The organism is Zhongshania sp. (genome assembly GCF_029212375.1).
Taxonomy (GTDB): domain Bacteria; phylum Pseudomonadota; class Gammaproteobacteria; order Pseudomonadales; family Spongiibacteraceae; genus Spongiibacter.
On record NZ_JARGNU010000002.1, the window covers coordinates 415,358 to 428,835 of the forward strand.

The window sequence follows — 13,478 nt, forward strand, 5'->3', positions numbered from 1 at the left end:
GTTCTACTAACGTATTCGCAGCTGAAGGGGTCTAGGTTTAGTTGGGAGTGTTGTACGTTGGGGCAAATCTGTAAGTCGAATGAGCGGATTTTTGAGGGGCTTCTTCACATAATGAGAATTTCACTAGAATTAGTGCTGCCAGCAAACTACAGGGTCGGCGATATACTCGCGTTTCACGGTCGTGATAGCGAGCAGGTATCTGAGCGTTGCGTTATGCCGGTTGAAACACTAAGCCAATCCTTGCCTAGCACCTTGGAAAAGGCGTTGATTTGGGAAGGCTACCCAGCTTGTTTAGGTATTCAGTTTAACGGTCAAACGGCGACAGTGGTTTTAGACTTGGATATGTCCTTAGCGCAAAGTTCTAGGGCTAAGCATGCGGCGCAATGGCAGGTAAATCTGCAAGCCATGGTGAGACGGATGCTGGGTTTGAATCAAGATGTGGAAGCGTTCTTATTTCAATATTGCGAGCACCCGCAACTGGGCGGTTTATTACAGCAGCGCCCAAACCTGCGGGTGCCGCTGTCGGTGAATCCTTTTGAGGCCTTGTGCTGGGCGGTTACGGGCCAGCAAATTAGTGTGGCAGCGGCCGTGTCGATTCGGCGGCGTTTTATTCAATTACTGGGTTGCCTACATTCCAGTGGCTTGCGCTGCCACCCAAGTGTTGAACAGGTCGCGGCCAGTGAGCTTGCGGTTTTGTGCAACGTTGGTTTGTCTAAAACCAAGGCGCAGACCTTGATATTTTTGGCACAGGCACTAGCGTGTGGCCAACTCAAACTCCCCCAAAGCGACGATCAGCTATTAGATCACGTCAGCGCCGAAACACTTCGCCGCCAATTGCTGGGTATTCGGGGTATCGGCCCGTGGACGGTTAACTACGTTTTGCTGCGGGGCTTCGCCTATTTAGATGGCTCGCTGCACGGCGATGTTGCGGTGCGCCGTAATCTTCAATTGCTATTAGCTCGCCACGATAAAATTAGTGAGCTGGAGACACAGCAGTGGCTAGCACAATTCTCACCGTGGCGAGCCTTGGTTGCGGCGCATTTGTGGATGTTAGCTTGATTCCCCCATTAACTGGCTGTCTTTTGTCAACGAGACGATACCGTTGCCAGCCTAGACTCCCCAGACTAACATAGACTCTTAGTGCGCCGATTTTGAGGCTGCTTCAAATGCCTCTGGAGGGAATAATGGATAAATACTTAGTCACCAAAGAAGAAATTGAACAATTTGAAGGGATATCAAAAACTCATTTTTTGAATGAGAATGCAAAGCGGACTAATAAATCGCTAGGCGATTTAACAGGGTTGTCTGGATTTGGGTTTCATATTATTGAAGTTCAACCTGGTCATGAAACCACAGAGTTTCATATGCACTATCATGAAGACGAGTGCATTTATATTCTTGATGGAGTGGCCGAGGCTCAGATCGGCGAGTATATATACAGTGTTAAGTCGGGAGATTTTATAGGATATCGAGCAGGTGGGGAGGCTCATGCTCTTAAAAATGTCGGTGATTCAATATTGAAATGTATCGTGGTTGGTCAACGTCTTGATCATGATGTGGGTGATTATCCAAAATTAAATAAGCGCATTTATCGTCAAAAAAATATGCCGTGGAATCTTGTCGATATTGACAGGATTGCGGAGCCAAATGCAGGTAAGAAGGCTTAATATATTTGCAGCTGTTCAGACCTTTCACGCTGGTCGCTCGTACCTCGTGCCGCTCAGCGTGGAGCCTTTAAAAGACATACTAATTATCATTAGCTTTAGTGCTTTTTAAATATCTTCTGTTTACTCTAGCCCATCAGCTTTGTTCGCTGCTAATCGTTACATTTTATTGGTATAGGCCGCTGGGCCCACAACACAATGCATCTCTTTGCAGCGGATTTCCGTTACCAATGGGGGGTTAAAGCGGTGTTGTTTTTTTGAATTTACATGGCGGCTCTGGTGCAGCTCATTCGGCTTTCTCAAATTCAATTAATTCAGCACCGCCGCTCACCAGCTCGCCGGCTTGGTAATAAAACGCTTTCACTATACCGTCGGCGGGGGCGCGAATAGTGTGTTCCATCTTCATGGCTTCCATTATTAGTAGGGCGTCACCTTTGCTGACGGTGCTACCCGCGGCTAATAGATGGCTGACAATGGTGCCATTCATCGGCGCGATCAATTGGTTCTCAGAGGCGTCGCCACTGCTGTCGCCTAAGTCGGGTCGTTTGATATTAAATTGCACGGCGCGCTCGGCGGTGTACATACTGAAGCTACCGTTGTGCTCGGCGATGCTGGCGCTCTGGCGGTGGCCGTCGATATCGGCCTGTAATACGCGCTCGTTTAACTCACCGCTAACGGTGTATTCTTGTTCGCCGTGCTTAATATTGAAACTGGTGGGATCGGTATCAAGAGCCGTGGCGCAGACCGAGACGACCTCGTCACCAAATTGCAGCGCAAAGTGATGCTGCGCTGGTTGATTCAAACGCCAGCTGTGGGGGTTGTTCCAAGGCGAGCCAGCGTCGCTGCTGCCATAGGCGCGGGCGGCAATAAGCTGTTTCTGTTTTAAAATGAGATAGAGCGCGGCCAGTGCGAGATTGTCGCCAAGTTCGGGAGTGTCGCGATTTAGCAGCTGGTCTTCATGCTTGCCGATAAAGCCCGTGTCAAATTCTGCTTTGGCAAACGCGGGGTGCTGGCAAAGCGTGTACAGAAAGTCGATATTTGTGGTGACGCCGTTTAATCGATATTCCTTTAAGGCGCCACCCAAGCGCCGCAGCGCATGTTGGCGGTCGGTGTCCCACACAATTAATTTGGCGATCATGGGGTCGTAAAATACACTGACTTCATCGCCTTCGATCACGCCGGTGTCGATACGGATATGGGCCGATTCCGCCGGGGTTTCTAAAAAGTGAAGGCTGCCGGTTTGGGGCAAAAATTCATTGTTAGGGTCTTCGGCGTAAATTCGCACTTCTATGGCGTGGCCATTAATTGTTAATTCATTCTGCTTAAGCGGCAGAACGTCGCCAGCGGCAACTCGCAGCTGCCACTCCACTAAGTCTAAACCGGTAATCATTTCGGTAACGGGGTGTTCTACCTGCAGACGGGTATTCATTTCCATGAAATAAAAACTACCGTCGGCGTCGAGTAAAAACTCAACCGTGCCAGCACCAACATAATCAATGGCTTGGGCAGCGCATACTGCGGCGTTACCCATTTCGGCACGCAGGGTTTCGCTCATGCTGGGCGCGGGGGCCTCTTCAATTACTTTTTGGTGGCGGCGCTGTATGGAGCAGTCGCGCTCAAATAAATACACCGCGTTGCCGTGACTGTCGCAGAACACTTGAATTTCGATGTGACGGGGCTGGGTAAGGTATTTTTCAACCAGCATGGTGTCGTCGCCAAAGCCGTTCATGGCTTCGCGCTTGGCGGCGTCAAGGGCAGTGTCAAACTCCTCTGCGCTCCACACTTGGCGCATGCCTTTACCGCCGCCGCCAGCCGTGGCTTTAAGTAATACCGGGTAGCCCATGTCGTTGGCGGCTTTGCGGATTATTTCCGGATCTTGGTCGTCGCCATGATAGCCTGTTACCAGTGGTACACCGGCTTTTTCCATAATTTGCTTAGCGGCAGATTTAGAACCCATGGCCTCGATTGCGGGGGTGGGCGGCCCGATAAATACAATATTTTCAGCGGCGCAGCGACGACAAAAGGCCGCGTTTTCTGATAAAAATCCATAGCCGGGGTGGATGGCCTGTGCGCCGGTTTTTATTGCGGCGGCGATGACTTTATCAATATCTAAGTAAGAGTCTCGCGCTGCGGAGCCGCCAATATGGATGGCTTCGTCGGCCATGCTGACATGCAGGGCGTTGCGGTCGGCGTCGCTGTAAACCGCCACGGTGCGGACACCCATGCGGCGTGCCGTTTTGATAACGCGGCAGGCGATTTCCCCGCGGTTGGCAATCAGAATTTTAGTAAACATGCTTGCGCTTCCGTATTATTTAATAAGCCAGTATTCAGTGTTAGAAAAGTGTGCCGAGTAATTTGTGTTGAAAGCTCAAGGCACTACATTCTGAATACGCCAAATTTTGTGTCTTCAATTGGCTTGTTTAAGCTGGCAGACAAGCTCAAGCCCAATACCATGCGGGTGTCGGCGGGGTCGATAACGCCGTCGTCCCACAGCCGCGCCGAGGCGTAATACGGGTGGCCCTGCTTTTCGTAGGTGTCGAGAATTGGCTGCTTAAAGGCTTTTTCTTCCTCGGCGGGCCAGTCTTTATCGTCGCGCTCATATTGGTCGCGTTTTATTTGCGCCATAACGCCAGCGGCTTGCTCACCACCCATTACCGAGATGCGCGCATTGGGCCACATAAACATAAAGCGCGGGTCGTAGGCGCGGCCGCACATACCATAGTTGCCGGCGCCAAAGGAGCCGCCAATAAGTACGGTAAGCTTGGGCACTTTGGCACAGGCAACTGCCATTACCATTTTGGCGCCGTGCTTGGCAATGCCGCCGGCTTCGTATTGCTGGCCGACCATAAAGCCGGTGATGTTCTGCAAGAAAATCAGGGGAATTTTACGTTGGGCACACAGCTCAATAAAATGCGTGCCTTTCTGCGCAGATTCAGAAAACAGTATGCCGTTATTGGCGATAATACCCACTGGGTAGCCAAATATGCGGGCAAAGCCACAGATTAAGGTAGTGCCGTACAGGGCTTTGAATTCGTCAAAGTCAGAGGCATCCACAATGCGAGCGATAATTTCGCGCACGTCATAGGGTTTGCGACTGTCTTTAGGCACAATGCCGTAAATGTCTTTGGCGGGGTAGGCGGGTTCTTCGCTGGGCGCAATGTCGAGTTCAATTGGTTTACGGCGATTTAAACGTTTTACGGCATTGCGCGCCAATTGCAGCGCGTGGTGATCGTTTTGGGCGTAGTGATCGGCAACCCCTGAGGTGCGGCAGTGAACATCGGCGCCGCCGAGGTCTTCGGCACTAACCACTTCACCTGTGGCGGCTTTTACCAGTGGCGGGCCGGCAAGAAAGATGGTGCCTTGTTCGCGCACTATAATGGATTCGTCGGCCATCGCCGGAATGTAAGCGCCACCTGCCGTGCAGCTGCCCATGACCACCGCGATTTGAGGAATGCCCATGGCCGACATATTGGCCTGATTAAAAAAGAAGCGGCCAAAGTGTTCGCGGTCTGGGAATACGTCGTCTTGGCGGGGTAGATTGGCGCCGCCTGAGTCGACCAAATAAATACAGGGTAAGAAGTTTTCTTGGGCGATGCTTTGGGCGCGCAAATGCTTTTTCACTGTAAGGGGGAAGTAGCTGCCGCCTTTAACCGTGGCGTCGTTGGCGATAACCATGCATTCCTGCCCGCAGACGCGGCCAATGCCGGTAATGATGCCCGCCGCGGCGAGTTCTTCTTCGTAAACTTCGTAAGCAGCTAATTGCGATAATTCTAGAAAGGGCGTGCCGACATCGACAAGAGCACTGATTCTTTCCCTTGGCAGTAACTTGCCGCGCTCGGTATGGCGGCGCTGAGATTTTTCACCGCCGCCGCGGCTGATCTTGGTCACAATGTTTTTGAGGTCGTCGACCTGCGCTTGCATGTGCGCGGTGTTTTCGAGAAAACCGGTATCGCGGGGATTAATTGTCGATTTCAGTACGGTCATGGTGGCTGCCTGTGCTTCGTTTTATATCGTCAAAAACGTATTTATTGCTTCTTAAATTTGGCCACCCATTGTTTATTTTTTATGGGTGGCCCTAATTAAATTGCATCGGCGAGGTTTACAGTGTTTCTTTAAACAGTTCGCGGCCAATAAGCATGCGGCGTATTTCTGAGGTGCCGGCGCCAATTTCATAGAGTTTGGCGTCGCGCAGTAAACGGCCAGTGGGAAATTCATTGGTGTAACCATTGCCGCCGAGAGTTTGAATGGCTTGTAGCGCCATTTGTGTGGCTTTTTCGGCTGCGTAAAGAATTACCCCTGCGGCATCTTTGCGGCTGGCTTCGCCGCGATCACAGGCGCGGGCTACCGCGTATAAATAGGCGCGGCTGGCATTGAGTTCGGTATACATATCGGCGAGCTTGCCCTGCATGAGCTGGAATTCACCAATGCTTTGGCCAAACTGTTTGCGGTCGTGTAAATAGGGCACCACCACGTCCATGCAGGCCTGCATAATGCCAGTAGGACCGCCAGACAAAACGGTGCGCTCAAAGTCCAGACCACTCATTAAAACCTTAACGCCTTCGCCTTCCTTGCCAAGAATGTTTTCTGAGGGCACTTTGCAGTTATCAAACACCAGTTCGCAGGTGTTGGAGCCGCGCATACCGAGTTTGTCGAGCTTGGGTGAGCGGCTAAAGCCGGGGTAGTCGCGCTCTACTATGAATGCCGTCATGCCACGCGGGCCAGCATTGATATCGGTCTTGGCATAAATCACGTAGGTATTGGCGTCGGGACCGTTGGTGATCCACATTTTATTGCCGTTAAGCACATAGTGATCGCCCTGTTTGTCGGCTTTCATTTTCATACTAACCACGTCGGAACCGGCATTGGGCTCAGACATCGCCAAGGCGCCAATGTGTTCGCCAGAGCACAGTTTGGGCAGGTATTTTTCTTTTTGGGTTTGGTTGCCATTTTTATAAATCTGGTTAACGCACAGATTGGAGTGCGCGCCGTAGGACAGGCCCACCGAGGCGGAGGCGCGGCTGATTTCTTCCATGGCAATAACGTGGGCCAAATAGCCCATGTCGCTGCCGCCAAACTCTTCGCTAACGGTAATGCCCAATAGTCCCATGTCACCCATTTTGCGCCACAAATCCATTGGGAAGGCATTATCTTTGTCGATGCTTTCGGCGCGTGGGGCTATCTCGGCCTGCGCAAATTGGTAGGTGGCGTCGCGCAACATGTCGATTTCTTCGCCAAGGCCAAAATTAAGAGAGGGGTAGCTAGAACTCATGGGAATCACCTGTGTGTTTGCGTTATTAAATTATGTGGCCGTTTAATGCTGTGTTTATGCGGTTTTACTGGGCTTTTTTTGCATGTCGTTAAGTGCCTCGACACAGCGTTCTTCGGCTTGGTCTAACTCTGAGATCATGTCGTTGAGGTCTTGAAGCTGCTGCCGTAATTGTTCTTTTATTAAGCGCCGGCGCTCGCGAATTTTGTCGATTAATTTAATGAGCTGGGGACTGTTGTCATGCTCGGGGTGGTACATCTCGATAATGTCTTTGCTGTCTTCGAGGGAAAGCCCGAGGCGTTTACCGCGCAGAATGAGCTTTAGCTTGATGCGGTCGGCGGCGCTATAAATACGGGTTTGGCCTTTGCGCTCGGGGTTGAGCAGGCCTTTCTCTTCGTAAAAGCGAATAGTGCGGGTGGTGATGTCAAAGTCCGAGGCAAGATCGGAAATACTATAGCGTCGAGTTGGCATGGGGTCTTGTTCGCAGTATTAAGATAGCGAACACCTTACCTCTAGTTTACGTTAACGTCAACTTTGATTTGCTTGTTATTAGTTTGGCTATTCAGTGCGCCACTAAATTTTTCTGTCAGGATGGATGTGTTGCGACTTGGCCAAAGCAAACCAGATAATTACCCGCAATTTACGGTATAATGGTCGATCCAACTCCGGTTTATTGTCAACAAAGTACATAAGCTCGCAAGGGTGGACACTTTGCCGCTAGCTTAACTTTGTAAGGATCCTATTGTAATGCAAGATAAAATCACCCTCGTACTTGATTACCTGAACGAAAACCAGACTCGTTGCAGCAATAATGCAGCCGCTAAAGCATTAGGTATTACGGCTCCTGAGCTCAAGAAGTTACTGGGCAAACGCAGACCGGAAACCTCTTGGCTTGTTAACGCCGGCACCGGTGAGCCAGCAGGCTACTCCGCAGAAGAGAAACACGACGAGCTGTACCGTGTAAGCCGTATCATTAAATCTGCAGAAGTATTGACGCGCAATCTCGATTTATAGGGGCTTACGCTGCTGTCCGGTGCGCTGAACTCTTTCTAGCTAAGTCAGCGACCGTCTGGTATTGCTACGTCCAGCCCCAGTAAATCAATCGCCACGGCTTCTGCCACTTTGATGCCGTCGATACCCGCAGACAAAATCCCCCCCGCATAGCCAGCGCCTTCACCGGCTGGGTAGAGACCCTTGGTATTCAGGTTTTGGTAATCGCGACCGCGTTTGATACAGATCGGCGACGATGTGCGGGTTTCGATGCCGGTGAGAATCGCATCGTTCATTGCAAAGCCTTTGATTTGCTTGTCAAAAGCGGGAATCGCCTCGCGAATAGCGGCATTGGCAAAGTCGGGCAGGGCCAAGCTTAAATCGCCAAGGCTCACGCCGGGTTTGTAAGAGGGCACTACCCTGCCGAGTTCGCTTGAGGGTGTGTTGCGCAGGTAGTCGCCAACGAGCTGGGCGGGCGCGTTGTAGTTTTCGCCACCCAGTTGGTAGGCTAAGCTTTCGAGCTGACGCTGTAAGTCGATACCCGCGAGCACATGCTCGGGATAGTCTTTTTCGGGCTCAATACCGACCACAATGGCGGAATTGGCATTGCGTTCGTTGCGGGAATATTGCGACATGCCGTTGGTCACCACTCGGCCTTCTTCTGAGGTGGCGGCGACCACGGTGCCGCCGGGGCACATGCAGAAACTGTATACACTGCGGCCGTTTTTGCAGTGATGAACGAGTTTGTAGTCGGCGGCGCCAAGGATTGGGTTGCCTGCGTTGTCGCCAAAGCGGGCTGCGTCGATAACGGATTGCGGGTGCTCAATGCGAAAGCCGATGGAAAAGGGCTTGGCCTCGAGGTAAACCCCTTGCGCGAGCAGCATTTCAAAGGTGTCGCGGGCGCTGTGGCCCACCGCCAGAATAATATGGCGGCTGGCGAGGTGGCTGCCATCGGCAAGCGTGACGCCAGTTACTTTGCCAAGTTCGCCATTGTCTGATTCGCGATGCAGGGTTTCGACTTTGCTATTAAAGCGAATTTCACCGCCAAGGCGGGTAATTTCAGCGCGGATATTCTCCACCATTTTCACCAGCTTAAAGGTGCCGATATGGGGCTTGCTGACCATCAGGATTTCTTCAGGGGCGCCGGCCTTAACAAATTCGGTCATGACTTTGCGGCCGAGAAAACGACGGTCCTTAACTTGGCTGTAGAGCTTGCCGTCGGAGAAGGTGCCCGCGCCGCCCTCGCCGTACTGCACATTTGACTCGGTGTTGAGCTTGCGCTCGCGCCATAGACCCCAAGTGTCTTTGGTGCGCTGCCGAACGTCTTGGCCGCGGTCGAGTACAATCGGTTTCAAGCCCATTTGCGCCAAGACCAGTGCCGCTAAAATACCGCAGGGGCCGAAGCCAATCACTATTGGCCGCTGTAGTTCGGGGCTGGGGAAGTCTGTAGGGGCTTGGCCCAGAAATTGGTAGTCGGTATTGGGGCTAGGGCGAACAAACCCTTTGCCAGCAAACTGCGCCAGTACCCGCTGCTCCGTCTCGTCGCTCAGCTCAATATCCAGCAGGTAAATTAGCAGGATGTTGTGCTTTTTTCTGGCGTCGTAACTGCGCTTAAAAATATGAATATTCAGCAGCTCTGAATCAACCAGGGCTAGTTTAGTGAGTACGGCACTGCGCAAATCGGCGTCGCTGTGATTGAGGGGCAGTTTGATGTCGGTGAGTCTGAGCATGAACAGGGTGTATTTCCGATTTGGTCTTTAAGTGCGGGATTTTATCATGATTGTGGGCTGGGGTTGCGCGCAGTTATTAGCAAGCCAAGCCAGCGCTATAGCCCGACGACCACGCCCACTGAAAATTGAAGCCGCCTAAATGGCCGGTTACGTCTAAAACCTCGCCGATAAAGTAGAGGCCAGCTTGGGATTTTACTTCCATGGTTTTGGAGCTAATAGCCGCGGTGTCAACGCCGCCACGGGTGACTTCGGCGGTGCGGTAGCCCTCGGTTGCCGAGGGTTTAAGGCGCCAGTGCTGGAGCTTTTCGGCAATGGCGGCGAGTTGCTTGTCGCTAAAGCTGGCCAGCGTTAGTTCTGCGCTGTCTGGCCACCACAGGGTTTGCAGTTCGGCGACGAGCCCCTTCGACAGCTGTTGCGCTAGCACCGTGCGCAATAAGCTCTTGCTCTGTTGCTGCTTGGCGCTGTGCAGCCAGTTGGCGATATCAAGTTGGGGGAGCAGATTAACCACAATCTCGTTGCCTGGATTCCAGTAATTGGATATCTGCAGTATGGCTGGACCGCTAATGCCGCGATGGGTAAACAGCATATTCTCGGTGAATTGGCGCTTATTGCAGCTTACCTCGACTTCTAGCGCTAGACCGGCGAGGCGTTCGCAGAGGGGCTTCATGGCGTCGCTGAACATAAAAGGCACAAGTCCCGCTTGGCGCTCGGTAAGGGCAATGCCGAATTGCTTGGCGATGTCGTAGCCTAAGCCGCTGCCGCCGAGGCTGGGAATCGAGAGCGCGCCGGTGGCGACCACCAGTGAATGGCACTCTAGTTTCAATGGAGTTTGGCCTTGGTGTAGCGCTATTTGGTAGCGGCTGCGCTGGTTCTCTTGCGCATGTTTGTCTGAGTACGCTTGTTCAGGTAATGCCGATATTTTATCAATAGTGCAGTGACTGCGGATTTCGGCGCCGGCCTGAGCACATTCGTCGAGCAGCATATTAAGGATGTCTTTGGCGGAGTCGAGGCAAAACAGCTGGCTGTGTTTGCGCTCCTCAAAGGCAATGCCGTAGCGCTCAACCATGCCGATAAAGTCCCACTGGGTATAGCGGGTGAGTGCGGCCTTGCAAAAATGCGGGTTGGCAGAGATAAAGTTGTCTGCCTCCACAAAGTGATTAGTGAAATTGCAGCGGCCGCCGCCAGACATTAGGATTTTTTTGCCCACTTTATTGGCTTTTTCTAAAACCAAAACCCGTCGCCCGCGCTGGGCGGCGGTGAGTGCGCACATTAGCCCTGATGCACCGGCACCAAGTATGATCACGTCGAAATGGTTTGCGCCAAATTGCACGGTAGGAGTGTCACTTTTACAGAGGGTATTTGGCGCGCAGTATACCGACAAATCTTTGCGCTGGCATAGGCTGGTATTTGGCCGCACCATCGCTATACTGCGTGCCTGCCGAACTACGGGGCTATTATTTCAAAAAATTTTGCTGGCTGCGCTAAGCTGGTGCAAATTTTGCTAGCAAAACCCCAGTCATTTTCGTTCTTGGCATTTCAGCAAGTTCAAGTGATATCCATTACTTAATATTGTATAAGGCGAGGTCACCTTAATGAGTCGCAATCAAGCGCGCGTTCAAGCTATTTCCCAGATTACTAATCGTACGCCTAAAGCCGTTACGATGCCTGAGCCCCTCAGTAAAATCTGGGCAAGCGATGTTTTTAATCTTGCAAAGATGGAACAGTGTCTTTCTAAGAATGCTTTTAAAGCAATGAAAAAGACCGTACAAACCGGTGCGCCGCTTGACCCCGCGACCGCTGATGTTGTTGCCGCAGCCATGAAAGATTGGGCGCTGGGCAAAGGCGTTAAGTTCTTCTCGCACATTTTCTACCCAATGACCAACGCCACTGCTGAGAAGCACGATGGTTTTATTATTGCTAATTCTGACGGTCATGCGATCACTGAATTTACTGGCAGCTTGCTGATTAAGGGCGAGCCAGACGGTTCTTCTTTCCCTAACGGCAGTCTGCGGATGACCAATGCCGCGCGTGGTTACACGGCTTGGGATCCAACCAGCCCCGCTTATATCATGCACACCGATAACGGCTCTACCTTGATGATTCCAAGCGTATTTATGAGCTGGACAGGTGAAGCGCTGGACAAAAAAATCCCACTGCTGCGCTCTAATACTGCAATGGATAAGGCCGGTCAGCGGGTGTTGTCGCTGATGGGTGAGGCCGAGGTTGCCACCTTGAATTCCAGCTGTGGCGCTGAGCAGGAATACTTCCTGATCGATGCTAATTTTGCTGCTAGCCGCCCAGACCTTACCCTGGCTGGCCGCACGTTGTTTGGCGCTTCGCCAGCCAAAGGGCAGCAGTTTGACGACCATTATTTTGGTGCGATCCCTGAGCGCGTTCAGGTCTTCATGCAAGATTTGGAAGACAAGCTATACAAATTGGGTATTCCAGCAAAAACCCACCACAACGAAGTGGCACCAGGTCAGTTTGAAATCGCGCCCTATTATGAGGCAGCGAATATCGCTTCTGATCACCAACAAATGCTGATGACCCTGTTAAAGATTACTGCCAAGCGTCATGGCTTTGTATGTTTGCTTCACGAGAAGCCATTTGCTGGCGTAAACGGCTCTGGTAAGCACGTAAACTGGTCGGTAGGTAACGCAACCCAGGGAAATTTACTGGATCCAGGTAGCACTCCTCACGACAACATCAACTTCCTGCTCTTTTGTGGTGCAGTAATCCGTGGCGCGCACCTTTATGGGCCGCTTTTGCGCGCTGTTATTGCTTCTGCGTCGAACGATCACCGTTTGGGAGCAAATGAAGCGCCTCCAGCCATTTTGTCGGTGTACTTGGGTGACCAGCTGGAAGGTGTCTTTAACGACATCAAAGAAGGCAAATTGCTGAAGTCTGAATTGGGCGGCTTTATGGATCTAGGTCTGAGCCAGATTCTGAAGTTTGAGCGCGATCCTGGCGACCGTAACCGCACTTCACCGTTTGCCTTTACTGGTAACCGCTTTGAATTCCGCGCAGTAGGCTCTTCTGCTTCTGTGTCTGGTCCGTTGGTTGCGATGAACACCATGCTGGCCGACTCCTTAAACTGGATTGCTGACAAGCTAGAAGTTGAATTAGCTACTGGCACGAGCAAGCCTGAAGCGGCGATCAAAGTACTTAAAGAACTTATGGAAGCGCACAGCAATGTTATCTTTGGTGGCGACGGCTACTCAGCTGAGTGGCATCGTGCAGCGGTTGAAGATCGCGGCCTGAAAAACCTGCCAACCTCTGCAGATGCGCTACCTTATTTCCGTGACGAGGCGGTTATTAAGTTGTTCTCCAGCACTGGGGTATTGACTCCGGTAGAGCTGGAAAGCCGCTTTGAGGTGTATTCTGAGCAGTACTTGTTGTCTATCGAGGTAGAAGCGAAGTTGGTTGTCGATATGGCCACAACTAGCATTTACCCAGCGGCAATTGAGTATTTGTCGCAGTTGGCGTCAACTAGCTCGGCGATGGCGGCGTTGAGTATTACTTTAGACAATAGCGTGGCTGCAGCGGTAGCAAGCGAGGCGAATGCAATGATGACGGCAGTGTCTACGCTGAATACTGCCTTGGCTGTTCACGACTTTGCCTCTACCGAGGAGCACATGCAGTACGCGGCAGGCACTTTGCGCAGTTTGATGCTGGAAGTGCGTGGCCATGCTGACGTGCTGGAAGCCTTGGTTGCCGACGATCTGTGGCCTATGCCTAAGTACTCGGAAATGTTGTTTATTAGATAAGTTTGAGCTGGCGCGGTGCGCCAACTCATTTTTATCTACGCCTAAAGCCCTCTTTATTGAG

The 13,478-nt window shown here is 51.8% G+C and carries 10 protein-coding genes; 4 read left to right on the forward strand and 6 right to left on the reverse strand.

What is annotated here, in order from left to right:
• The first annotated feature begins 111 nt into the window (after positions 1 to 111).
• Together P1U47_RS03905 and P1U47_RS03910 are read left to right on the forward strand one after the other, a co-directional pair.
• Positions 112 to 1,059, forward strand: a complete 948-nt coding sequence (locus P1U47_RS03905; protein ID WP_301027268.1) for a hypothetical protein — start codon at positions 112 to 114, stop codon at positions 1,057 to 1,059.
• A gap of 125 nt (positions 1,060 to 1,184) precedes the next feature.
• Positions 1,185 to 1,667 carry a cupin domain-containing protein gene (locus P1U47_RS03910; protein WP_301027269.1) on the forward strand — a complete coding sequence of 161 codons (483 nt, stop codon included), beginning with the start codon at positions 1,185 to 1,187 and terminating at the stop codon, positions 1,665 to 1,667.
• A gap of 283 nt (positions 1,668 to 1,950) precedes the next feature.
• Here the strand turns inward: P1U47_RS03910 and P1U47_RS03915 are convergent, their stop codons facing one another.
• From P1U47_RS03915 to P1U47_RS03930, 4 genes are all read right to left on the reverse strand, one after another.
• Positions 1,951 to 3,957 carry an acetyl/propionyl/methylcrotonyl-CoA carboxylase subunit alpha gene (locus P1U47_RS03915; RefSeq protein WP_301027270.1) on the reverse strand — a complete coding sequence of 669 codons (2,007 nt, stop codon included), beginning with the start codon at positions 3,955 to 3,957 and terminating at the stop codon, positions 1,951 to 1,953.
• 83 nt (positions 3,958 to 4,040) lie between these two features.
• Positions 4,041 to 5,648, reverse strand: a complete 1,608-nt coding sequence (locus P1U47_RS03920) for a carboxyl transferase domain-containing protein (RefSeq protein ID WP_301027271.1) — start codon at positions 5,646 to 5,648, stop codon at positions 4,041 to 4,043.
• 115 nt (positions 5,649 to 5,763) lie between these two features.
• Entirely contained in the window at positions 5,764 to 6,933 is a 1,170-nt protein-coding gene (locus P1U47_RS03925; protein WP_301027272.1) for an isovaleryl-CoA dehydrogenase, read from the reverse strand.
• Between the two features lie 54 nt (positions 6,934 to 6,987).
• On the reverse strand, positions 6,988 to 7,401 hold the full coding sequence (locus P1U47_RS03930; RefSeq protein WP_301027273.1) for a MerR family DNA-binding transcriptional regulator: 414 nt from the start codon (positions 7,399 to 7,401) through the stop codon (positions 6,988 to 6,990).
• 276 nt (positions 7,402 to 7,677) lie between these two features.
• Here P1U47_RS03930 and P1U47_RS03935 point away from each other — a divergent pair, with 276 nt between their 5' ends.
• Positions 7,678 to 7,944 (forward strand): hypothetical protein, encoded by a 267-nt coding sequence (locus P1U47_RS03935; RefSeq protein WP_301027274.1) that lies wholly within the window; start codon positions 7,678 to 7,680, stop codon positions 7,942 to 7,944.
• Positions 7,945 to 7,988: 44 nt separating this feature from the next.
• Here the strand turns inward: P1U47_RS03935 and P1U47_RS03940 are convergent, their stop codons facing one another.
• Entirely contained in the window at positions 7,989 to 9,650 is a 1,662-nt protein-coding gene (locus tag P1U47_RS03940; protein ID WP_301027275.1) for an NAD(P)/FAD-dependent oxidoreductase, read from the reverse strand.
• Positions 9,651 to 9,726: 76 nt separating this feature from the next.
• Positions 9,727 to 10,980 carry an NAD(P)/FAD-dependent oxidoreductase gene (locus P1U47_RS03945; RefSeq protein WP_301027299.1) on the reverse strand — a complete coding sequence of 418 codons (1,254 nt, stop codon included), beginning with the start codon at positions 10,978 to 10,980 and terminating at the stop codon, positions 9,727 to 9,729.
• Positions 10,981 to 11,242: 262 nt separating this feature from the next.
• Between P1U47_RS03945 and P1U47_RS03950 the strand changes: the two genes are divergently transcribed.
• Positions 11,243 to 13,417: a glutamine synthetase III gene (locus P1U47_RS03950; RefSeq protein WP_301027276.1), complete on the forward strand. Its 2,175-nt coding sequence runs from the start codon at positions 11,243 to 11,245 to the stop codon at positions 13,415 to 13,417.
• Positions 13,418 to 13,478 lie beyond the last annotated feature (61 nt).